The 24,871-nt window shown below is 51.4% G+C and carries 11 protein-coding genes; 2 read left to right on the top strand and 9 right to left on the bottom strand.

What is annotated here, in order from left to right; genetic code table 11:
• Positions 1-348 precede the first annotated feature (348 nt).
• The 6 genes from FJM74_RS07745 to FJM74_RS07720 all read right to left on the bottom strand — a co-directional run bounded on the left by FJM74_RS07745 (position 349) and on the right by FJM74_RS07720 (position 14,640).
• On the bottom strand, positions 349-4,008 hold the full coding sequence (locus tag FJM74_RS07745; RefSeq protein ID WP_187262021.1) for a cellulase family glycosylhydrolase: 3,660 nt from the start codon (positions 4,006-4,008) through the stop codon (positions 349-351).
• A 738-nt stretch (positions 4,009-4,746) separates the two neighbouring features.
• Positions 4,747-6,117 carry an alpha-L-fucosidase gene (locus FJM74_RS07740; protein ID WP_187262020.1) on the bottom strand — a complete coding sequence of 457 codons (1,371 nt, stop codon included), beginning with the start codon at positions 6,115-6,117 and terminating at the stop codon, positions 4,747-4,749.
• A gap of 313 nt (positions 6,118-6,430) precedes the next feature.
• Entirely contained in the window at positions 6,431-7,843 is a 1,413-nt protein-coding gene (locus tag FJM74_RS07735) for an alpha-L-fucosidase (protein WP_187262019.1), read from the bottom strand.
• An 857-nt stretch (positions 7,844-8,700) separates the two neighbouring features.
• Positions 8,701-9,702 (bottom strand): multidrug DMT transporter permease, encoded by a 1,002-nt coding sequence (locus FJM74_RS07730; RefSeq protein ID WP_187262018.1) that lies wholly within the window; start codon positions 9,700-9,702, stop codon positions 8,701-8,703.
• A gap of 1,275 nt (positions 9,703-10,977) precedes the next feature.
• On the bottom strand, positions 10,978-11,913 hold the full coding sequence (gene rbsK, locus FJM74_RS07725; protein WP_187262017.1) for a ribokinase: 936 nt from the start codon (positions 11,911-11,913) through the stop codon (positions 10,978-10,980).
• Between the two features lie 588 nt (positions 11,914-12,501).
• Complete coding sequence (locus FJM74_RS07720; protein ID WP_241738995.1) at positions 12,502-14,640, bottom strand: glycoside hydrolase family 3 N-terminal domain-containing protein; 2,139 nt, start codon at positions 14,638-14,640, stop codon at positions 12,502-12,504.
• Between FJM74_RS07720 and FJM74_RS22360 the strand changes: the two genes are divergently transcribed.
• Together FJM74_RS22360 and FJM74_RS07715 are read left to right on the top strand one after the other, a co-directional pair.
• Positions 14,624-14,791, top strand: a complete 168-nt coding sequence (locus tag FJM74_RS22360; protein ID WP_241739004.1) for a hypothetical protein — start codon at positions 14,624-14,626, stop codon at positions 14,789-14,791. The two genes, FJM74_RS07720 and FJM74_RS22360, sit on opposite strands and share 17 nt — an antisense overlap.
• A gap of 943 nt (positions 14,792-15,734) precedes the next feature.
• Positions 15,735-17,273 (top strand): hypothetical protein, encoded by a 1,539-nt coding sequence (locus FJM74_RS07715; protein WP_187262016.1) that lies wholly within the window; start codon positions 15,735-15,737, stop codon positions 17,271-17,273.
• A gap of 289 nt (positions 17,274-17,562) precedes the next feature.
• On the opposite strand, the gene FJM74_RS07710 is transcribed toward FJM74_RS07715, so the two are convergent.
• From FJM74_RS07710 to FJM74_RS07700, 3 genes are all read right to left on the bottom strand, one after another.
• On the bottom strand, positions 17,563-19,191 hold the full coding sequence (locus tag FJM74_RS07710) for a RagB/SusD family nutrient uptake outer membrane protein (RefSeq protein WP_187262015.1): 1,629 nt from the start codon (positions 19,189-19,191) through the stop codon (positions 17,563-17,565).
• Positions 19,192-19,213: 22 nt separating this feature from the next.
• The gene (locus FJM74_RS07705) at positions 19,214-22,183 is read right to left on the bottom strand and encodes a SusC/RagA family TonB-linked outer membrane protein (protein ID WP_187262014.1); all 2,970 of its coding nucleotides are present in this window, start codon (positions 22,181-22,183) and stop codon (positions 19,214-19,216) included.
• A gap of 465 nt (positions 22,184-22,648) precedes the next feature.
• Positions 22,649-24,706 (bottom strand): DUF2264 domain-containing protein, encoded by a 2,058-nt coding sequence (locus FJM74_RS07700; protein ID WP_206684014.1) that lies wholly within the window; start codon positions 24,704-24,706, stop codon positions 22,649-22,651.
• Positions 24,707-24,871 lie beyond the last annotated feature (165 nt).

The following is a 24,871-nucleotide window of genomic DNA, read 5'->3' as shown; positions in this document are numbered from 1 at the left end:
GGCTCCTTTAGCAGCAGCAGCAGAAAGAATAGCCTCTGGAAGGGCATTTTGATTTAAATAATTGCCGCGGCACCAGACACGCTGTCCACACTTGCTTTGATGCTATACAACCAGCGACACCACATATCGGCATCAGAAATTGTAGTGCCTCAGGAAACAGGAGGCAGGATTTTTTAATCCTTCTGTTGAAATTGAAAAAACTAAACGTTGAATTCCGGGATTCGTGTGGCTGGCTGTAAACACCTGCACCATACAGTCTGTTACAGGCATTTCATCTTCAGAAAGATTAAAAATAAAACAGCCCGGCCCAGGATACCGGTAAGTATCCTTTGGGCCGGGCTGCCTTCATTATCTGATGATGGTTGTTTTTGTCTGCGTAAAGTTGCCCACATTCACGCGGATGTAGTAAACTCCTGCAGCCAGACCGCGAAGATTTACCTCCTTCTCGTAAGCGTCGCGCTTCACATCTTCGATGCTGTGCACCAGCACGCCCAGGGAGTTGTATACCGAGATGGTCAGCTTGCCATTCTGCGGCGTGTCCACACTCACCCGGAAGTCTCCGTTCGATGGGTTAGGGTATGCTATTACAGCGTTTTTATTCAGCTGCTTGTTGCTGTGCACTGAAAGCGGCGCACTTGCCTCCTGCTTCAGGGCAGCCACTTCGTCAGCAGAAAGGGCTTTGCTGTAAATCCTGAACTCGTCTACAATGCCTCTGAGATTAGGGTCTGATGAGAACTGCGACTTACCAATCCAGTTTTGAGGCGTAGGGCCCAGGTCTGCCGGCACAATTGTAATGCTGTTGTTACGGCCGACCTCTTCCCCGTTCACATATATAATGCCTACTCCATCTTTTTGTGTAACCGCAATGTGGTTCCACTCATTTATAAGCAGCGTGGCAGTGGTATTAATGCGTTGCTCCAGAGCGCTGCCATTTCTGATGGCAAACCGAACGTGCCCATCTTCGCCATTGCGTGGTGTCAGGTACATGTACGAGGTGGTGTTGTTCTCATTCGAGCCGAAGTCGAACAGGCGTACCCAGCTTGAGTAAGTGCTCATGTTTAGCCATGTGCTGATGGTGTAGTCTTTTAAGCCACTGGCTACTCCCTGAGGCAGCGTCACGAAAGACTCCGAATTCCCGTTCAGTTCTACGGCATTGTTCAGCTTGCCGCTTACCAGACTTGTGGCTGAGCCGAGGGTGGCTACCAGGTTACTCCAGGAGTCTACGGCAGTTGTTCCGCCAGTTTCGTCGAATGTCCAGTAGCTATAGCGGCCGCTTCCAGGGGTTGCAGCAAACTCGGCACTGTTATTACCTATACCCAGCTCATTCTCGGCAACCACTACATAATAGTAAGTTACTTCGTTTTCAGCAGTGGCATCTACATACTCCGGACTGGTAGAGGTACCGATTTCAGTATAGTCGGCACCGGATACAGTTGAGCGCTTGATGATGTATTTCGTAACATTAGGCACGGCGGCCCATTTCAGAACCACACGGGCATCGCCTGCAATACCGCTCAGGCCTGTAACAGCAGCCGGACCGGCAAAAGCGGCGGTTGTGGCCGAAATTTTGGCAGAACTGGCTCCTTCGCCTACCAGGTTGGTACCTGATACGACATAGTAATAGGCAGTTTCAGGAGTCAGGCCCTCGTCAGTGTAGCTTGTAGCCGTCAGGCCCTGGGCTATGATCTCATAAGTACCGTCTTCGCTTCCGGCGCGTTTCAGCGTGTACGTGCTTGCACCGTCCACAGCATTCCAGCTTAGGTTAATTTTGTCGCTGCCGAATGCTTCTGCAGTAAAGCCTGCCGGAGCAGCGGGGGCAGCATTGATAGAGAATTCCAGCTTGTCAACATCGAACCCTTCGTTCACAACAAGCAGTTCCAGCACGTGCTGGCCCTGGGTAACGGCAGGAATATCGAACACAACTTCTTTCCAGGAATCTTTGTTGGCTGAAGGAGACAGCGGTATTTCGCCGGACAGTTCCTCGCCGTTGAGCTTAAGGCTAACCACGCCACTGGCTGTAGTTGTAGTGGTGGCATATCTTAGTTTTACGCTATAGCTGCCCTCCTGCTCCACATTTACGGTATATTTCAGCCACTCGCCTGCAGTGGTCTTTGTTACGGCAAAGTTGTCAGATATATCGGTGGTACGCAGGTCCACATCGTCGTGGCGGTAGGTGGTGGCATTGCCGGCATTACCAAGGGTATTGTCGAAGTAGCCCACATTGTTTCCGCCATCGTTGTAATCTTCTGCCTCTATCACACCCGGAAGGGTTAATTGCACTCCTCTCAGCACTACTTCTCTGGTTCTGCCGGCTCCCTCTGCATTGGTGGCGCTCAGCTGCAGCGTGTGTACACCGGCAGGAATAGTACCCGTAATCAGGTTGGTAGTACTGTTAAAGCTAAGGCCTTCGGGCAAACCGCTCACGGTGAAGCTTGCCGGGTTATTTGTAGCCGTAACTTTATAGGAAACAGTATTGGCCACATTAAAGCTGGCGGCATATGGACTGGTGATCTCTGGCTTCAGCGATGGGGCATCAGCGTACGTGTATTTCTCCAGCACGGCCATCTGCGGTCGGTCAGAGCCGTCGTTGTTCGGGTGCACCGACATTTTGTGCGTTCCCCATCTGGAGCCTGCCGCCCAGTAGGTGCCGTTCAGGTGGTTCTCTTTCATGTACTGCAGCGTGTTGTCTAACACCGTCAGCCATCGCTCATCGTTATCAGGCACACCATATTCTCCTATAAACCCACGCAGATTATACTGCTGCAGCCACTCTACAAAGGGCTTAAGACGATTGATGCCTGTGGTGGGCGTAGTCTTCTCCTCATCATATCCTTTGGCGTAAGTGCCGGAGGCGTCATTGTCAAAATACACGTGCGCCTCAAAAATCAGGTTATCAGAAGGGTCAACAAGAGATCTCAGGTTGTCGCTTTCGGTCTGCCACCTGGCTGCAGAGCTGTAGCTCTCGCCCCCTACCATAATCGGCGTGTGCGTATCTACTGTTCTGATGGCATCTATCATCCCTTGGGCAATGTTCACCCATGGTGTGTGCTGTGTCATGCCGTAAGGCTCGTTCATCAGGCCGTAGGCGTAGATGTTACCAAAGTCCTTAAACTCTTCGGCCAGTTTTACCCACACATCGGCCGCATCGGCTATAGAAAGGCCAGGATTGCCGATTACGGTGTTCACGCCGTTAACGGTGCGCCTGCCATAATTGTGCAGATCGAGCAACACCCACATGCCACGGGTTCTGGCCGCCCACACGATGTTCCTCAGGTCGTTCAGATTGCGTTCGTCCAATGGACCGTTTATCTCTGGCTGCATACGCTCCCACTTAAAGGACACACGCATCAGGTTCTGCTCTTTCTCCTTAAAATAGTCGAGCTCAGCTGCGTGCGGATACTGATAGTCGTCGTTGGCAAAGCCTGCTCCCGCCAGATTCACACCAAACGGAGCCGGTGTCATGGGCGGCATTGGAGCGGGGGCGGCAGGGGCTTTCAGCAGTTTAATGTAATCCACACTTACAATGGTGTTGTGCGAGTTAGCCGGAACCGGCATCGGGATCTCAAACCTGATCGACTCAAACTTTCCGCTCCAGCGGCTGTCGTGGGTTAAGTCGATCACATACTCCTTGAACTCGGTATCCTGCACAGAAACCAGGAAATCGTGCCGTGTCTGCACCCCGTCTTTTACCCAGTAAAAACGGCACCGCCTGCTGAGCGTGCCATTCTTAAGTTTGATCACGATTCGTTTTGACACTTCCGGGTCGATGGTGACGCCAGCCGGAATTTTGTATTCCAGGTCGGGGTAGCCCATGTTCGTTACAGCTGTAAGGTGCAGGATGCCCTCAGAGGTGTTGGGGTTGGCATAGTTAATGGCTTCCCAGCCTTCTGCCTTCTTATTTACGACAGGAGAATCGAATTCCCAGACATGGGTGACTTCAGACTCCTGTGCCCGCGAACTAAGGCAGAAGAACAAAAAAAGAAATAAACTAGATAAAATTTTTCTCATAATAAAATTACTTTAAACATATAAAACAACAATTATTGATAATGAATACTCGATTCCACACGCTGCCTGTGCCTGCCCTTTAGAGGAGCAAAGGAGCTAGCAATGCACCCGGCAATGCGTAGGCTGCCTTCCATGCCCACCGCTTCAAAGTAAAAAATGCAGGTACCCGGGCATCCGTTGGTCAGCAGAATGCCTTCTGCCGGCACAGAATCCTGCTGCTAAGCCTACCACTACCCTTGAGGCAAAACAGCTTCCGCAGAAAGCAGTTTTACCCTGTTTATACACAGAATAACTATATTTTATTTCGATACATCCGATGTTACCGGCACGGGTTAGCCTGCTCTTCAGAGCGCTAAGGAGCCAACATGAAACCCACAGTCGCTTCTGAGCAGATGCAGCTCCACCTACAGAGGCACAGTGCTGCGAATGGTCTCCGGGAGGTCAAATGCGCCAGCTGGCATGGCCGTATAATCAGGCCCTGCGTCTGTAACTGGCGCTTCCCCGTAAACAGCGTCTCTTTGTGCGTTCTATAATCGTTACATTTTTTTAAGCCAGAAATGCATTATACATTCTATGTTATATGGGTAATTATTTTGTGTCGTTTCACAGAACAGGGTTGTATTTTCCGGAGTAAATTCTGCTAATCAAATAGCCTCTCCGGACTTTGCTCCGCCTGCTGCTGCTGCTGCTGCTGCTGCTGCTGCTGCTGCTGCTGCTGCTGCTGCTGCTTGTAGGATATTAAATGCCCTGCTCCTCTTTGGCGGATGCTTTGTAGAACCCGACCTCCGACAGCTGAACCGGCAGCTTTGCTTTTTGAACCGTAACCCTGACCTTGGTGGTTGATACCAGGGGCAGCCTGAAGAGCCGTTTATGGCCGATAGTTGTAAACCGGCTAAGCTCTTTCCAGCTTTTACCGTCCCAGTACTCGAGCAGGGCCTCTGCGTTCCGCTGCCCTTCCGCAATGTTCTCCTGCAGGGCCACCCGGTCGAACGAGATACTCTTTTTAAAGTCGAGGACGTAGGGCTTGCCTGTCTTCAGGGTAACATAGGAGCTTAGTTCTTTATCTGTCAGGGTTTTATTTATTTTTTCTGTGGCAAAGTTCTCACGGAAGGTCTCGTTCAGGATGGAACGGAACTCGTAAAGGCTTTGCTTATCTATCTCCGAAAAGACTCCCCTCTTGTTTGGCGGGATATTGAGCAGCAATAAGCTGTTGCGCCCCACAGATTTGTAGTACAGCTCCACCAGTTCCGGTCCGGTCTTTACCTTGCTGTCTTCTTCCTCGTGGTAAAACCAGCCTGGCCGGATAGACACGTCGGTTTCTGCCGGCAGCCACAGGGCACCCTCCGGATCACCGATGTTGAGGTAGGAAGGCGACATTTTGCCGGGCGCATTCTCAGCTGTTACATTGATAGTAGACCAGCAGGTTTCACCGGCGTTTCCAGTCTCGTTGCCTACCCAGCGCACATCCGGCCCTACATCAGAGAACATAACCGCCCCGGGCTGCAACTCCCGCACCATTTGCCAGTAGCCATCAAAGTCGTACTGCATGTCTTTCGCGTTCTCTCCTTTGGCGCCGTCAAACCAAACTTCTGCCACTTCGCCATAGTTGGTAAGCAACTCCTTCAGCTGGTTTTTGTAATAGGCATTGTAGGCCGGCGTTCCGTAAGCAGGGTTGTGCCGGTCCCAGGGCGACAGGTAAAAGCCAAACTTCACTCCATACTCCCGGCAGGCTTCCTCTATCTCTTTCACCATATCGCCTTTACCGTTGCGCCAGGGGCTGTTCTTCACAGAATGCTCGGTATAGGCGCTGGGCCACAGGCAGAAACCGTCGTGGTGCTTGGCCGTGATAATGGCCATCTCAAAGCCGGTTTCCTTTAGCGTCCGGATCATGGCGCGGGCATCAAAATCAACCGGGTCGAAGATGGACGGACTTTCAGTGCCGTCGCCCCACTCTTTGCCCGTGAACGTATTCACCGTAAAGTGAATAAATGCCGTGGTTTCTAATTGCTGCCACTCCAGCTGCCGAACAGTGGGTTTGGGCAGTTCCTGTGCAAATGACGAAAAGGCGACCGTGCTGAGCAACAAAGCGGCCAGTATGTTCTTTTTCATTGAAAAGGAGCGTTTATAAGTAAAAAGACCATAGCCATCAGGCTAAGAATTCAAAGGCATTCAGACGCTTATTGGATGCTTGTAAAAATTGAGCAGCAGCTGTGCTTGTTGGTAAAAAACACCCGACAAGAGCTAGCGGTCCAGCTTTTTTGGAATAACAGTATCAGAGCGTTTTGCTGAGCCTGACGGCTATGGTAAAAAGACACAAGAATTTGATGTCATCAGCTATAGGAGAATCAGCAAGCTGTGCCTGCTTATGCCTTACAGGATAATTCGATCTGGTTTTGCCTTCTTACTTCAAAAGTACAACGGCTTATAGTTTGCTAAGCTCAGTCTGCCTAAAATTTTCCACTTTAAACACCCAGGCATGTTCACTTGGGGCGTTTCCGGGGTTTATGGCCGGTGGCGTAATGGTTAGTTTATCTTTCGAGGCTTTAAACTTCACGGCTTCCTTAGCCCCCAAAAGGCTTACCCGGCTGGCTTTGTTCACTCCGCTGATGGCCAGCGGCGCCTGAGGCCATTTGGTGCAGATCACATACAGGTCATCGCCTTTCAGGGTATAAAACACGTCGGTTTCTTTCATGTTGTCGGGGCGCATGCTCCATGCCCGGGTGCCGTATATGGCCTCGCCGTTTACATTCAGCCACTTGCCTATGTCCAGCAGCCGCTGCTCCATAATTACCGGAATAAGGCCGCTTGCCGTTGGGCCTACGTTCAGCAGCAGGTTGCCGCCATTGCTTACTTTATCTATCAGCAGGTCGATAAGCTCTTTGGACGAGGAATAATGCTCCAGCGTCTCGAACTGGTTGTAGCCGTAGGAGGTGCCGATGCCTCTGCTTTCTTCCCAGGGGTGCTCTATCTTGCTGGAGTTTAGTTCGTCGCCTATCAGGTCGTATTCGGTGGTATAGTAGCCGCCATGCTTGCTCCGCGATTCTTTGCCCCACCTGTCGTTTACCACTACCGTATTTTTTACGGGAGAGTCGTTATAAAGCCAGCCCAGGAACTCCTCGCTTCGGAGCTCGGTGCTGGTATGGTCCCATTCGCCGTCAGAAAAAATAATTTCAGGCTTGTAGCGGTTCACCAGGTCTTTCATCTGCGGTATCATGTGCTGGGTGGTCCACTTGTCAATCGTTTCGGGCTTGTAGAGGGGGTTATCCCATTCCAGCAGCGAGTAGTAGAGGCCCATCCGTAAGCCTGCTTTGCGAACCGAGGCAGAGAGGTCGTTTATCAGATCGCGCCTGGGGCCTGTTTCCACGCTGTTCCAGCCGGGGCTATGCTCACTGGGCCATAGGCAGTAACCGTCGTGGTGCTTGGAAGTCAGTACCACATAGCCGGCACCGGATCTTTTGAACAGGTCCGCCCATTTATCAGGCTCAAAAAACTCCGCTTTAAACAGGGGCACAAAGTCTTTGTAAGTTGAGTTCTCGCCGTAGTTCTGCTTCTGGTACGCCGTAAAATACTTGTTCCCCTCAAGCAACTTAGTTAAATAGTGCTCGGCATATTTTTCGTATACACCTTCCACCTCATTTACGGGGGCGTAGGCTGGCACCGAGTAAAGCCCCCAGTGCACAAAAATCCCGAACTTGGCGTCAGACCACCATTGCGGCACCGGCCGCTGGTTCAGGGAACTCCACTTGGGCTGATACTCCTGCGCCGCTACTTTTTCAGCAAAGCAGGAAAAGGTCAAAAGAAAAAGAAAGGCTTTCCAGGGTAATTTTTTGAGCATGGTTTTGACGTTAAGCTTGAATGGTGAATTGCAGGGCAGCAACAGAATTATGCTGGCACAGCAGCTGCCTGTTTTACATTTTAAAGCTATACATTTTCAGGAGCAGGATAAACTCATTCATAGTTGATTCAGACATTCCTACCGATAAAATACCCTGACTTCGGCAACCAAAAAAATAGTTTCCAATACAGCGTAAAGAAGTACGAACCGGCGCGGGCGCAGGAAAAACGGCAACCGCAACAGGCACCGCCCTCAGTCAGATAAAGCAAAAAAGCAGGATTATAGTACATTATAGCTATTTTACAACCTCTAGCCAGGGTTTTAAATAATCTGAAACTCTGTGCTTCTGCAGGGAGAAGTTTTATTTCCTGTTGAAAAATATATCAAAACCAAACCTCTAAAATCAGACATTTCAACCTACGCCAGAACAGCTTTTATATAACTAATATTCATTAGTATCAGAAAGATTTTACTGTCCGGATTTTCAGGAAGCCACTGACCAGCCGTTGCTGCCCCCTGCCAAACCTCCGGAAGCAGAGAACAGGATGATGCCACGCAGCTGATGCTCTGGTTTATTTAATTAAAAAAAGGCAAGCGGAGGTGCTTGTGCAGCAGCAGCAGAAATAGCCTTTGGAAGGGCATTTTGATTTGAATAATTGCCCCGATACCCGATAGGCCATCATATGCCAAGCGTTACCGAAACGTGCTTGTGCAGCAGCAGATCAGATAGGCCGGAAAGGGTGTTTTTGATTGGAATAATCGGGGTGCGGCAAAGGCAATGCTCTCTCCAAACAGCTGACCCGCAGGCACAGATCGGGCACCTGCGCCTGCGGGTCAGCTGTCAGCCACCAATGGCTTTATATAGAGCGGGAGACGATGATGAGCCCAATGCCGATAACATAGAACAGCAGCATGGAGTTTAACAGTTTGCCGGTGTTCTGCGGAGCCGCCTTAAACTCACGCCATATATAAATGCCCCAGACAGCGGCCACCACAGTAGCGCCCTGGCCCAGGCCGTAGGCAATGGCCGGACCTGCCTTGCCCGAGGCGACTATATTAAACGACATGCCAATGCACCAGATGGCCCCGCCCAGAACTCCCATTAAGTGGCTGCGGCCGCTGCCCTTAAAATAATCGGCATACGAAACCGGCGCGCCCTCAAACGGGAATTTCATTAATATCGTGTTCACGATAAAGTTGCTGATAAACACGCCCACCGCAAAAAACACCACGGCGGTATAAGGAGTCAGGTAGCCCGCCTCCGGGTTGGAAAAGTCCTTGGCCATAGAGGTTGCCACAAACCCATAAAACAGGCCCATTAAGCAGCCGCTAATGACGGCTAGCAGCAAGCCCTTGGTCGATACTTTTTTTACAGTGCGTGTTAAACGTCTGTAAGCTGCCGCATTCAGAAGTATGGCCAGCGCCACCAGCCCCACACCACTAAAGAGCACTGTGGCATTACCGATTGGGTTATCAGCGTAGTTATCGATTACCCCTAATATAAGCGCTATGCCGATACCGACCGGGAAAGCCACCGACATGCCGGCAATAGCGGTAGCCGCTACCAGCAAAATGTTGGATAGGTTAAAAACAACCCCACCAATAATGGCCGACCGGATATTGGCACTGTCTGCCTGGGCAATATCATCCAGGAAACCACGTCCTTGCCCGCCGGTGCTGCCCAATGTAAAAGCAAAGACCAGCGATAGTGCTAAAATACCGATCACATAATCCCAGTAATACAATTCGAAGCGCCAGTTTTTGTCGGCTAGTTTCTGCGTGTTGGCCCAGGACCCCCAGCAAATCATTGTAACAAGGCAGAAGGCAACTGCCAACCCGTAATTTTCTAGAATGAACATGGTATATTAGCTTAATGCTGAAATTATATAATTATTTTAACCCATTTGTGCGGTAGCTACCCTTCTTCATCTATTGCGGCAGGCAGCTACATTGCACGGTGCACCGAATAAAAAGCAGATTTCCTGAGCGCTCAGGTAGTTCCTATTTTCATGATTTCTCTGAAACTCCCCTCCTTTTTTCAAGGAGGGGCAGGGGTGGTCCTTGTATCAAAGACCACAGCCGCCAGACTAAGAAGGAAAAAGGCCTTCAGACGCTGATTTGCTGTTTTTACAAATTGAGCAGCAGCTGTGCTTGTTGGTGAAAAACACCCAACAAGGGCTAGCGGTGCAGCTTTTTTGGAATAACAGCATGAAAGCGTTTTACTTAGCCTGACAGCAATTGCATCAAGACAAAAAGAACAATGACACCAGCCATGAAACAGCTTTAATCCGTTATCTCAGCCAAAAAGCTAATCTGCTAACTTAACCTATATTACCCTATCACTATGGCTGACGGCCCTCGCCCACAAGATCCATCCAGGAGGACAAAAGTGGGACGGTGGTAGGAACAAGTTTTAACTTCTTCCTACCGCACAACTTAGATTAATCTAATCAAAATACCCCTCCGGAGCTCTCTGCTGCTGCTGCTGCTGCTGAAAAGGATACAGGACCCAAGTCACATGCCTTTTTGTAAGCTGATTTGCGCACCAGGCATAGAGAGAGCCTGAACGTTTCGGCATCAGAAGTAAAATCTCCTTGAGAAAACGACACACCTAGCACGACGCACGACCTTTACTAAATTAAATAAATGGTGAAACAAACACCGATACGTTACAGCCAGCGACACCACCTCCCGAAACTCAAGGTTTGGTTTTTTCAGTTTCAACAGAAGGATTAAAAAGTCCTGCCCCTGTTTCCCGAAGCGCTACAATTTCGGATGCCGATGCGTTCAAACGCTGTCTACCCATTAAAGTAATTTCTGTCGCGTTGGAGTGGCAGCATCAGGAGCAGCAGCAGCGTGCTCCGGAGGGCCTTTTTGATTAGAATAATCCGGAAATCAGGACCATTTCTCCCACCTAAACTTAGCTGACAAAACGCGGATGATTGCACCTAAAAGACCTTTTCAGATTTCCGGATTTTAGGATCAACTATACAACCACTCACCCTTCTGGTTATTTCAGGCCACTCCTAAAACGCTGTTTCTAAATAAAATTCAGCTTCATTTCTGATAAATAAATCGGGCGCCAGTTTTCAGGTTCTCAGGAGTGGCCTCTGATTAAATAAGCTCTCCTGCCATTACGACAATTTCTTTTTTTCTAAAGCGGGCGCCGCGTCCACCTCCTTGCGGCTGGGCAGGGAGCTTTGCGCGCCCATCCTTGTTACAGAGATCGAGGCCGCCTTGCAGGCAAACTCCACCGCCTCCTCCAGTGGGAGGCGATCTGCCAGCGCCACAGCCAACGCTCCGTTAAAGCAATTTCCCGCCGCAGTCGTATCGATGGCCTCCACAACCGGGGCCGATATCAGCCACGAAGCTGTTTCCGTCTTCAGAAAGGCTCCTTTCTCCCCTAAAGTTATAATAACATTGGTCACTCCCATCTCCTGCAGCTTCAGGGCCGCGTCGAGCGCAGAATCCGCATCCGTCACCCGGATGCCGGTCAGCAATTCGGCTTCCGTGTCGTTAGGTGTGATCAGGTACAGCAGCGGGTAGATATCCGGCGGAAGTATCTGGACCGGTGCCGGGTTCAGCATCACCAGCAGCCCCTTTGCATGGCTCTCCCGGATCACGTACTCCAACGTGGGCAAGGGCATCTCCATCTGCAGCAGCACAATCGTATTGTTATCTGCCTCCGCCAGGGCCTTCTCAACATCTGCCGGCTTCAGCTGCCAGTTAGCCCCGGGAGCAACCGATATACAGTTGTTTCCCCTGGCATCCACATTAATCAGCGCCACTCCTGAGGCGTTATCCGGGTCCACGGTTATAAATCGGGTATCGATGGACTCCCGTTTGAACTGCTGCAGGGCCTGCCGCCCAAAAATGTCGTTCCCGAGCTTGGCGACGAAAGCGACATCGGGCCCCAGTCGCGCCGCTGCCACTGCCTGATTGGCCCCCTTGCCGCCAGGGTTCATAAAAAACTTACCACCCAGCACAGTTTCCCCAGGTAGCGGAAACTTAGGCGATTTAATTACCATATCGATGTTAGAACTGCCTACTACTAGTATTTTTCCACGCATAATATTTAGTTAACTGGATGCACCGACTTTGATGTGAATTAGAACTTGTGCTTAACCTACTGTTTCTCTACCTGAAAAACAATTGTTTTAACATAAATATACCATTTCACGAAAGGCCATGTTGAAATAGTCCCTTGCCCCAGCGATCTCAGAAAAAAGGATCTGCGCCTAAAATTTCTCTGTCGGCCGCTAATCCTGCCTGCTTCCCATCTGCAAAACTAACTTAAACAGGTGTGGGGCAAATCGTCAACATCAGTCATTTCAAAACCTCCTGATACATACACATCAAGCCAATAAACCAAAGAACTAACAACGCTCATCAGAGGCAGCAGTTCTCCCTGCTTTGCCCTCTCCACAACTTATAACCTCCGGCTTATACTTTCGCAGCCGTCGTAGCCAGCTGCATTTCCCGGATCTCATTTATCCCGCCGATTCTCCCTTTGTCTTTTACAGCCAGAAGGCCACCTTCAACTTTATGTAGCCGGAAAGCTTGCATGGCAGGACTGCGAACAGCCATCCCATGCAAGTAACCAAAGGTTCTACCTATTCGCCCCAATCCTAAAGTCAAACAGAATCCGGCTCTTGCACTCATTTTAAAGAAGCTTTCCCCTGCTCCTGGTAGTTGACCGTCACCTTCAGGTCCCCGATCATCAGGTCGAAGGCGCCCGGCTCGGTTACCCACTGGCCCTGCTCGTTCACAAAGGCCAGGTCCTTAGCGCCAATCTCGAAACGCACCTCCTGCTCCTGGCCCGGCTGCAGCTCCACCTTGGTGAAGGCCCGCAGCCGGCGCGCGCTCGGCGTGACGCTGGCGTACTGGTCGTGGCTGAAGAGGTCGATGGCCTTTTTGCCGGCCCGGGTGCCCGTGTTCCGCACCTTTACCGACACCTGCAGCCTGTCCCCGGCGCCGAAAGTGGCCTTGTCGGTGCGCAGTTCGGAGAGGCTGAAGGTGGTGTAGCTCAGGCCGCTGCCAAAGGTCCACTGCGGGTTGAAGCCCGCATCGCCGTAGGTGTTGGGCACGTCCTCCCGGATGCGCTCGGTGCCCTTGTGGTCGTAGAGGACGATGTCGCCGGCGTGGCGCGGGTAGGTGAAGGGCAGCACCCCGCTCGGGTTGTACTCCCCGTAGAGCACCTCGGCGATGGCCGGCGCCCCGAAGGTGGAAGGCCGGTAAGCCAGCACCACCGCATCCACCAGCGGCTCAATGGCCGAGACAATACGCGGCCGCCCCTCCAGCAGCACCAGGATCACAGGCTTACCGGTCTCTTTGGCAGCCCGTGCCAGGGCCAGCTGGTCAGCCTCCAGCGTCAGGTCGTCTATCACGCCGGGGCTCTCGGCGTAGGCGTTCTCCCCCAGCACCAGCACGATGGCCTGCGCCTGCCTTGCGTCTCTTTTTAGCCGCGCCACATCATAATTAGCGGCGGCCTTGTAATCTGCCACCGAGCCGGAGACAACATTGCCTTTTCCCGCCTTGGCAGCAAGGGCGGCCACCACTGTCTTGGCCTTGTCGGGATACCGGCTCGCGTCGGTGCCCTGCCAGATGTAGGACCAGCTGCCGTGCAGGGCCGGCAGGCTGTTGGCGCCCGGACCGGCCACCAGCACCTTGGTGCCCTTGCTGAGCGGCAGCACCTGCTTCTCGTTCTTGAGTAATGTTATGCTCTCCAGGGCCGCCTGGTAGGAGACCTGGTCGTACTCGGGCTTGTGCAGCTGCGCCCGCAGCTCCGGCTTGGGGAAGGCATTTTGGAATAGGCCCACCCTCTTCTTGAGCAGCAGGATACGGCGCACCGAGGTGTCAATGCGCTCCTCTGTTATCGTGCCTTCCTTCACCAGCTCCACCAGCAGGTCGTAGAAGGAGTAGTCGGTGGGCACCATGCTCATGTCCAGGCCCGCCTCCACGGCCAGCCGCACGGCTTCTTTGGGCGAGTCGGCCACCCGGTGGCGGGTGTGCAGCCGGATCACGTCCTCCCAGTCCGAGACGGCCACGCCCTCAAAGCCCAGCTCGCCCCGCAGCAGCTCCGTCAGGTAGTACTTGCTGCCGTGCACCGGCACCCCGTTCACCTCCCCCGAGTTGATCATCACCGTGGACACGCCCGCCTCCACGGCCGCCTTGAAGGGCGGCAGGAAAATCTCGCGCAGCGTCTGCCCGGGGATGTAGGAAGGCGTGCGGTCCTTGCCCGAGCCCGGCACGGAGTAGCCCAGGTAGTGCTTCATGCAGGAGGCCACGGTGTGGTCCTGCCCCGGCCCGTCCTGCTCGTAGCCCTGGATGGCGGCCACGCCCAGAGTGGTCACCAGGTGCACGTCCTCGCCGAAGGTCTCCTCGAAGCGCGGCCACAGCGGCTGCCGCCCCACGTCCAGCACCGGGTCGAAGTTCCAGGCGATGCCCGAGGCCCTGGTTTCGAGGGCCGTGATTTTGGCGGCCTGGCTCACCAGCCCGGGGTTGCGGGTGGCGGCCATGCCGATGTTGTGGGGGAAGAGCGTGGAGCCGGCGATGTAGTTGGCCCCGTGAATAGCATCAATTCCATAAAGCACCGGCACCTTCAGCCGCGACTCTTTGGTGGCCACGTTCTGGATGGCCGTCAGGACCTGGTGCCACTGCTCCACGGTATAGGCGTGCTCTTTTACATTGAGGATGGAGCCGACGTGCTTCTCCAGGATGGCTTTCCGGAGCCTGGCCTCGTCGATGGCCGTGGTGGTGCCGTCTCTGAGGATCAGGTCGATGGTGACCTGCGTCATCTGCCCCACCTTCTCCTCGATGCTCATCTGGGCCAGCAGGTCCTCTATTTCCTTGTCCAGCGCCTTGGACGGGGCGGCGGCAGGCCCGGCGGCAGCCGTGGCAGCCGCTGGGTTCTGCGTAGCTGATGGCTGCGTGACGCCGCAGGAATGAAGCGCCAGGGCCAGGGACAAAGCCAGTATACTATACTTTTTCATAAATATGTTACCAAGTAAAAAGAACTTCTATGCATCGTTTTAGGCACACCAGCTTATGCGCTGCTGCATTACTTTAGTTCATGCAGCGATAATTTCAGGTTGGCCACCATTGGCAGCAGCAGTTGCAGCCAGCTCCGGAGGGCCAGTTTTGTTCGAATAATCTGTTTTTGCGGTAGCAGACACCGTTTCCGCCCGCTCCTTTTGCCTTTCCGTAGCGACCTTATGGGCAAGGTGCATGGGCTAAGGATTGTGTGCCTGAGTTAACCGCGCCTCATCCATGCTTTGCCAGGCAGTCTGCGTTACGGGAGGTGCCATTGCTCCTGTTTCTTGTGCCAAAAAGAAAACAGAAACTGAGGGCCTTAAAACAGCACAAGCAGCTGAGCACAGAACTATATTATGGCTACCGCATCAGAAAATCTAAACTTGTTACCTTTCCGGATACAGTAAAACAGAGAATCTTAACCCTGGTGGTGCAGTAGCTGCCCTCCATAGTTGTAGTAGGGCAAGCAACTGCAGATGCCCTGTGCACCTACTGACAATTATTTGTTGGCGGATTGGTACCTCGACAAAAAATCGTCCTGAATTATTCTAATCAAAAAGCTCCTCCAGCGCTATGTCATGCTGCTGCTGCTGCTGCTCCTAAAGTTTCCGGTCATGCCTTTCTCCTGCACCTCTTTCTGCTGGCACGCATTCCCGGAAGGGGGCTCAGGTGCTTACTAACGTTAATTTTGCTTTAGAACTGGCAGCGCCACAAGCGTCAGCCTGATAAACATCTAAATATATCTGAATAAATATTTCTGTTAACAGCAAAAAATCTATATTTTAGACATTCCTATTCGAGACAATAACCTGTTGGTTGCCGTCATGTCCGGTTTTCAAAATGCATTTTTTATATTTCTATGGCTAATATAGAACACCTCACAACGCTGATAAAATCTTTGTCGAAATCTGAGAAGCGCTATTTCAGGTGGAGTTATCCCTGGCAGTCCGGCGATAAAGTGTATGGCGATTTGTATGACATGCTGGAAAAAGGGAACCACTCAAGCCAGAGCATCAAAATTAAACTGAAGCAGGCTTATCCCGATGCGGTTCTGGAGCCTGCCTGCAAGCACCTGTACAAGATGCTTATGCGCAGCCTGCGCAATTACGAGGCCGAAAAATCGGTAGAAAACAAGCTGATAAACCTGCTCGGCGATGTCAGGATATTGTTTAACAAAGGAATATTCGAACTCTGCTTCTCTGAGATAGAAAAGGCGAAGAACATGGCCTACCGACACGAGAAGTTTGGCTATTACCTGCTGTTTGCCCGCCTGGAGCTACAGTACCTGACCAGCCTTGAGTTTCCGAACACCGACGAAACCACCCTGCTGGAAAAGCAGGAAAAGATAAATGACCTGCTCTACCATGAGCTGTTCATAAACCGCCACGCATCGCTATACGAGTTGCTTACCTACAGGTACCACAAGCAGGGCAACGTGCGCAGCGAAACCGAGTCTGCGCTTCTCTACGACCTGCTGCTGGAGGAGTCGCAGGTGAGCTCAACCAAAAAATACAGCTCCTTCGAATCAGACAAACTCCACCTCCATTTTCAGTCTACCTATTTCTTAATGTCGGGCAGCCCGGAGCATAGCCTGCAGATATTCAGAGAGCTGAACGATCTTTTCCTGAAAAATAAGTCCCTCTGGGCCGATTCGCCCGTATATTACGTGTACCTGCTCCACGGCATCTTAACGGATCTGCACCTGATAGAAGAGCACGAAAACATGCCTTTTTTCCTGGAAGAGCTGCAGCAGGTACAACCCAATGCCAATAGCCTCCTCATCCTGAAACAGCACCTGGTGTACTTTCATCAGCTAGGATTCCTGACCGCACAGGGCAAGTTTAATGATGCGCTGGCTACTGCCCGGGAGTACGAAAAACAGTTTATGTCAAAAACAGTTATGGTTCCGCCCAACACGCTGGCCGCCATGTATTTCCGGTTGGCAGTGGTTTATTTCAGCATAAAAGACTATACCAAGTCGCTGCAGCTGGTAAACACCATCCTCAACACTTCCGGCTCCTTTATTTCGTCGCAACTGTATGTGCTGGGCCGGCTGCTGCACCTGCTCATTCATCTGGAACTGCGTAACGAGGACTACCTGCACTACGAGATAAAGTCGGTGGAGCGAAAGCTGAAGAAAAGCAAAAAACTGTTTACGCTGGAGAAGATCACGCTCCAGTTTCTGAAGAAATGGCTCAGTATGCCCGACAGGAACAAGGCCTTGCAATATTATGCCGGCGCGCTGGCCGAACTGGAAGAAAACAACTACGAGAACCAGCTCCTGCGGCAATTCCCCTTCCGGAGGTGGGTGCAGGGACATTTGCAGAAAACACCATTCCTGGAGGTTGGCCTGAAACAAAACACATCCACAAAAAAGATGTCGGTGCCGCAAGTATAACGAAGCGCGCATGTGGCTTTCAATGCCGGCAGGTTCTTGAAAGTGTGCAACAGCTCCCCGATGCTGCCGCCTCCTAAACCCTGCCCCTATTTCTTCGATAGGCATAGCCTTAACTTATCGGAATCAGAACTTGGAGCACTTCGGAAAACAGTCGGCAGGACATTTTAATCCTTCTGTTGAAATTTAAAAAACCAAACCTTGAATTCCAGGATTTGTGTCGCCAAACAGCAAGGCCTCTGATACAGTATCAGAGGCCTTGCCTGAAAAAAGTCTGGAAAAAATAATTTACCTATCTGATGTAACCAGGGTTCTGCTCTATCACGGCATCCTTGTTCAGGTCTATTTCGTTTTGCGGAATAGGTAGCAGCAGGTGCGTTTCTGTTAATCCGATTATTTGCCTGTTGGCTGGCAAACCAGGTATATTGGTGTTTAAGCGGGTGGCCCGGTCTATCAGCTTGCCAGTGCGCATCAGGGTTAACCGGCGGTTTTCCTCGCCAATCAGCTCTCTGGCTCTTTCATCCAGGATAAAGTCCAGGCTTATGTCGGAGGCAGCTACGAGTGGCGCATTGGCTCTTTCTCTTAGCATGTTGATAGATTCTGCCGCACCAGCCAGGTTCCCTTGCTTAAACTGTGCCTCTGCCTTTAGCAGGTATGTTTCGCCAAGGCGCATCAGAATAAAATCTTTCCACATGCCGTAGCCAAACACATCCTGCGGATCGAAATGGCCCCACTTGGTTATATACGGGTTTATGATAAAGAGCGTATCTGGCCCCTGGTACGGCACTTTAGTTTTGTAAATGTTGCTGTACTGCGGGTTAGGGTCGTTGTAGTAAAACTCCCGACGGATGTTGTGCTTTGAGTTACGCATATCTCCGGCATCATACAAATCGTACAGCACCCAGTTGTTGAGGCGCATTCTGGAAATGCCCCGGCCACCGAGTGAGTCGGCAGGAACCATACCGGCCCGGCTATGGTAAGAGGCCCCCCAGTTCCGGCGGTGCTGCGGGTTATCGGTCATACCGCCTGGTACGTCTCGGGGGTTTTCGGCCTCCATTACCCAGATAGCTTCCATATTGCCCTGGCTCCTGCGCTGGTTGCCATAAATAAACATATCAGAGAAGGGGTCGCCGGGCTGGCTGGCTTTTACACCATAGCGCGTTTTGATCAGGTTAAACTTACCGCTGTTAATGACGGCATCGGCCTGGGCCTCGGCAAGTGCAGGCTGATTTACCCGAAGGTACACTTCGGATAGCAGCTGGTGGGCCATGTATTTGTTGGCTCTGGCATGTTTGCTGGCAGGTAAGTCGGCAATGTCGGGGAGGTGCTCAGCTGCAAATTGCAGATCGCTTATAACCACCTGGTTAACCTCCTCTAAAGTCGCACGCACAAAATCGGTTTTAGGTGCTGAAAGAGGTTCTGTTACCAACGGCACACCTCCAAAAGCTGTTGCCAAAATGTTGTAGGCAAGTGCTCTGAAGTAACGAGCTTCCGCATTTATTCTGTTCTTGTCAGCCTCTGCGATGCCTGTCAGGTCCGGGCTCTCCACGTTCTGGATAATCACGTTGGCGTTGTTGATCATGGCATATGACCAGTTCCAGGTATGGTCTGCGGCACCATCCAGCGGAGTCAAAGTGTTGTAGTCGTAATAAGGGTTCTCCATGCCCTGCGGTTGTGTAGGCCATACAATGTCGGTGCCTACCTGCCACACTGAAATCCAGCCCTGTGCCCAGCTCACACTGTGAAACGTACTGTTATGGTTATACAGGCCGATCAGCGATGCTTCCAGGCCTGGCAAATCGCGCAAGGTGGCTGGTGAGTAGGAGCTTAATACTTCTTCTTCCAAAAACGAATCGTCGCATGCCGTAAAAGCCTGCAAGCCAACACAGGCACAAACAAATAGTTTTATATATTTTTTCATCTGATTAAAGCTTAAGTAGGTATTAAAGAGTAAGGTTAAGGCCGAATGAAACAGATCTTACCAGCGGGTAATTGTTTACCCAAGAATCTGAGCCACTTGTTGAGCCTCTTGGAAGATGCGTACTCTCCGGATCCCAGCCTATCCATTTTGTAAAAGTGTACAGGTTTCTGCCGGCCGTGTAAAGGGTCAGGCCACTGATGCCGAACTTTTCCAGGAATGCCTGTGGCACAGTGTAGCTCAGGCGGGCATCTTTTATGCGCACATAGCTGTTGTCTCTGGCAAAGTTATAGCCGTGCGGGTTTCTGTAGCTCAACGATGGCCATTCGTTGCTCCTGTTCTCGGGAGTCCAGTAGCCAACCTCAGCCGGTATGTTTCGTTTGCCTACTTCGTCGCCATAAAAAATATCGGGGTTGCCTTTCATGGAGCCTTGCGAAGTTTGCAGGAACACGCTCAGGTGGAAGTTGCCATAGTGGAACGTGTTGGTAAGACCGCCATACCATTTTGGCAGCGTAGAGCCTAAATACATCCGGTCGTCGCCGGTAATCCTTCCATCGCCGTTCACATCCTCAAATCGCAGGTCACCTGGTCTGGCGTTCATCGTAGCCGGTATCTCGTCTCCCTCCTGCCATACACCCAGCCAGTTGTAAGAGTAAACAGCTCCTAATGATCTGCCAATGAACCAACCATTGTTTATATCATCCTGTCCATCGCCATAGAGGTCGATAATCTCGTTTTTGTTTCTGGTGAAGTTAATATCGGTTTCCCATCTGAATTTGCCTGCCTCTATGTTAGCAGTGCTTAAAGTAAATTCCACGCCTTTGTTTCTAACTTCGCCCAGGTTGTACCACACACTGGAGTAGCCGGATATGTTAGGGATTTGGCGTTGCAGCAGCAGATCGTCTGTTTTGGCGTTATACACCTCTACAGTACCTCTGATTCTGTTTTGCAGAAAACCGAAATCAAGACCGAGGTTACTTGATGTGGTTGTTTCCCAGTTCAGGTCAGCGTTTCCGAGTCTTCCGGCCAGTACCCCAACGCTGCTGGCGCCTCCAAACGGAAAGCGAACCGGGTTATAGATAGTGGCTGTCTGGTTAACCCCAACTGCCTGGTTACCCGACTGACCATAAGAGAACCTAAGCTTAAGCTCTGTTACCGCACTAAAATCCTGCATAAAACTTTCGTTGGCGATGTTCCAGCCTACAGCCATAGATGGGAACAAGCCAAATTTGCTTGTGTTAGCACCAAAGGCAGAGAATCCGTCGCGGCGTGCAGTTAAGGTTAACAGGTAACGGCTGGCGTAGGAGTAGTTAATACGGCCCATCTGCGAGAGCAGGTTGGTGCGGTCGCTGTAAGAAGAGGAGGTTCTGTTTTCGGCAGCACCCAGGTTGTAGAACGACAGCTGGTCGTTAACAAACGTATTTGCCTCTGCACCAGACCGGAAATAATCAGTACCCTGGGCACTGTAAAGGCCCGTAAAATCGATGTGGTGCTGGTCGAAATCCTTTGAGTAGGTAACTATATTTTCTAATACCCAGTTGTTGGTTTCGTTGTTGTTGGCGTAGGCAGCGCCTACCATGTTGTTACCTGCCCTGCCAGTGTAGCCCGACTGGCGGCCAATCTCATAGGTGTACGAAGCATTCAGGCGGTATTTCAGGCCTTTGGCAAACCCAGGAGACAGTTCAGTATAGGCAGTTCCGGTAATTAATTTCCTTCTGTCTATTCTGTCGGTGGTTAAGCCCAGGAGCGGGTTGGCAAACAACAACTCGGGGTACATCGGAAAGATCTCGAAACCGCCTGTTGCGCTGTAGACCTGGCCATAAGGGCTCATGGCCGTTGCGTTCAGTAAGTTGGCACGCCCCCCATCGGAGTTATGATCTGCAAAGTATAACGAGGTACCGGCTTTCAGAAAGCTGGTAATGGTGGCATCGAGGTTAGACCGAATACTCGCCCGCTGAAACTCGTATCCTTTTACCACACCATCCTGGTTCAGGAAACCACCGGTCAGGTAATAGTTAACTTTGTCGGTGCCGCCGGTTATGCTTAGGTTATGCTCCGTAATTTTACCGGTTTGCGTAGCCTCATCGAGCCAGTCTGTTACACGGCCTGCATTATAATTCTCAACCTCATATGTGTTTGGCAGCACCTGAGTTAAGGCTAACCCCTGGGCTCTCTGGTAATCGGCAAATTTCTGCACATAGGCTTCCGGCGACATGGGCTTGAACTTGTTAGCCAGGCCTTCTACGCCAGTATACCCGCTGTAGCTGATGCGTGGCTGTCCGCTAAGGCCTCTTTTGGTTGTAATCAGGATTACACCGTTCGACCCACGTGTACCGTAAATCGCCACGGCAGAGGCATCTTTCAGAATCTCGATAGACTCGATGTCGCTGGCGTTGATGTCGTTTATCTGGCCGAAAAACGGGCTGCCATCCACTACAATAAAAGGAGATGTATTGGCGCTGATGGAGTTTACGCCTCTTATCTGCATGCCACCGGAGCTACCTGGCACCGAAGACCCCTGGGTAATGTTGAGGCCTGCCGTTGTACCCTGAATAGCTTGCGTAAGGTCGGTAACCGGCAGGTTAGAAAGCCTGTTCTTAGGCACTGAGGCTACTGAGCCGGTTATATCGGAACGTTTTTGTGTTCCGTATCCTACTACCACCACCTCATCAAGTGCCCGGGCATCTGTGCCTAGCTGCACATCTACTGTTGTGCGATTGTTTATCGGCACCTCCAGTGTCTGAAAACCCACAAATGAAAAAACCAGTGTTCCGCTGCCACCCGGCACCTTAATAATGTAGTTGCCTTCAATGTCGGTAGGCGCAGCAGTGGAAGTACCTTTCAGAAGTACCGTCACGCCAGGCAAGGCGGCACCAGTATTGTCGGTTACCTTGCCTTGTACTGTTATGCCCTGGGCAAAAGCCCCGGCAACAGCCAGATATAACATGGGGAGCACCAACAGGCACCTCAGCCCCTTAAGTAAACAATGTTGCATAGTTTAGTCTTTAAATTTGTAATGAAAAATACATAGTCAGTCACTTGAAATTCCGGTTGTGTCGCCAAGCTTTTTTTCTGTTTAATACATTTTAATCAATCAAATCCTCCTGTATTATTACCACATAAATTTGTGCAAGCATTATAAAGTCAGAACATGGATGGCACATCACCTTAACTAACATTTGTTCTTATTTTCACAAATATGCAGCCTCTGTAGCAGAAGCGAAGGGGGGTAAATCTTACTTTTAAGGGGGAATTCTGGTAATTGAAACAATAAAACAATCGTTGGTTTAACAATGATATTTCACCTCCTTCCAACTTCAGGAAGCCTGTGAATATAGAGTGTTAGCCATACAGAGCAGGGGCAGCAGCAGAGGCAGCAAAGCCTGCTGAGGAGCAATTCTATTCAAATAATCTCTGGCAGAAAGTCCCTAATCTACTGTAATACCAACTGAAGCGTATCTTATTCCCACCGGACTGTTTTGGTAGCGCCATTTCTGAACTGGATGTCAATACTGCCGTCTTTATCGGAGTGCTGTATCTTTTTAACAGGTACAAGCTCGTTTGCTGTCCACTTCTCGCCTGCTTTTTTCCAGAGCATGAGCGTGGCATACACCTGTTGTTCCTTCTGATCAGGAGAAAAGCTGTCGGTTACATTTATTACTGTGCTCACGTTGCTGACAGGGTGCAGTCCGGTGGCGTTCACCGTCTCCATGCCGTCCCAGCCGCTAAGAGGCACCATGGCCAGCTGGTACTCGCCGTTGCTGATGATCTGTATGTCATGGCCTTTTACCTTTCGTGTCTCTTTTTTTACCGGCCCGCTTAGTTGGGGCAGCGCATAGTGGCCCAGCCGTACCTGCACGGCATCGTTGCTGCTGTTTTTATCTACACGTAGAATACCGTTCGGAAGCGGAATGTCGGCCAGTTGCAGTTGTATGTTCTCGTTTGTCTCCAGCACCACGTCCCGGTAATAAATTCCATCCTCAAACTTCCTGAATGTGTACAGCCGGAGGGCCTCCCACTGGTCTTTTTTGTTTTTAAAGACATAGTTCATGGCTACTTCCCCGTTCTCGCCATCGGCCTGCCACGGAAAGGCGCTGTTGTAGGAAAGCCGGTTGTAGTTCTCCGTAGATCTGAACTTCTGCCAGTCGTCGGCTACCTTTTCGTGGCACCAGGCACGCACCTCGGCCGCACCTATAGTAGGGTAGTCGGTAATCAGGATGTTGGAGCCCTCCTGAAACTTGTTATACACTTTTCCTTTTGCAAGCTCCTTTTCCCAGGCACCTTCGTTTTCGGTTTCGGTCCAGAAAGGATTGTCTTCCGGCACCATCAGGCCCAGGAATGCTTTACCCATCCAGTACACGCTGCCCCGGGCACTGTATACCTGCACAGCTGGCTCAAAAGCGCCGTAAAAGCCTAGTGTCGGGATGTTGTCGTCGGCAATGAAGTCGGGGTTCTGCAGGAACTGCAGCAGTACGCCTGAAGATATTCTGCGCATCCAGCCATAGTTGGTGCCCGGTTGACTGGCAAGGCCCATGAGCGGGAACGGCACCACCGAGGCGAAGCGGTAGGCCATGCTGCGGCCCCACATAATCATCTTGCCGTCGCGGCTGAAAAGGTACGGGTAGTTATCTCTCATGTCATTGAAATTCGACATGAATTGTGCGGCATGCCCGGGAAAGTGTTTCTTACCGAAGAACTCCGACCACAGCGGGCCATACATCTGGAAGGCCCACATGCTGTAGAAGTCGTAGGCCGGGCTGTCGTGGTACCAGCCATCGCCTTTGTAGTGCTCCAGCGACTTATCGAGGTACTCTACCAGCAGCTTTTCGTTTACCGGGTAGCCCTGCTCCTTAAAAAAGCTCAGCACAAAAATGTTGAAAAACCGCCAGTTAGAACTGATGGTGGGCCCATCGCCATAGCTGAGCATGGTTTTGGCCAGGGCTTCCTTCTGCTCCTGTGGTAATGGCTCCCAGATAACTTCCGGTATGTAGAAAAGTGATACGGCCAAAGCTCCAAACTCCACCAGAATCTGGCTGGGTCCTCCGTTTTGCGCCCGCGGCTTTATATAGGTGTCGCTGGCAGGGTCCAGCAGCTTTGCGATCTGGTGGCGGTAATAATCAGCCACTTTAACTCCGTTTAGTTGCAGGTCCGGGTTGCCTTTGAGCAGGGGGGCTGCCACAAAGAGCGTGCGGCAAAGCCCTTCCAGCTTTTCGGTGTTATTTCCGCCGTAACTCTTTCCGGGCTGCTTGGGGAACTGCATGGGGTCGTCCAGGTTGTTTACGTACCCGAAAGCGCCTTCCAGCAGGTATTGCGCCGCGTCTTTCCAGTGCTGGCGCGTCATGCCGGTATGCGGGCTCACTTTGTAGTCCGGATTCTTGAGCACGAATACTTTCTCACCCTCTTTCTGTTTTTGTGCGGCAGCGGCCGAAGCAGGCATTGATGCCACTGTTTGCGCCTGTGTCAGCACCGGGCCCATCACAAAAGAAAAAACCAGTAATACCTTAATCAGCTGTTTCATATACATTATGCCTGTTCCTGTTCAAGACCTTTATCAAGCCTCTGTTTTAATTTCGTTTTTCACCTTGAAAACGACTTTTACCATCGTTTAAACTGTAACGGCATTTGACTGAATTACCTGGCTGCTGCCGTCCACGATCTGGGCCACGTACACCTTCGGCTCCCG

Origin of the sequence: Pontibacter beigongshangensis, assembly GCF_014332515.1 — a bacterium.
In the GTDB taxonomy this organism is placed as follows: domain Bacteria; phylum Bacteroidota; class Bacteroidia; order Cytophagales; family Hymenobacteraceae; genus Pontibacter; species Pontibacter beigongshangensis.
Note: the sequence above shows the minus strand (reverse complement) of the source record. Positions and strands in the feature narration are given on the sequence as shown.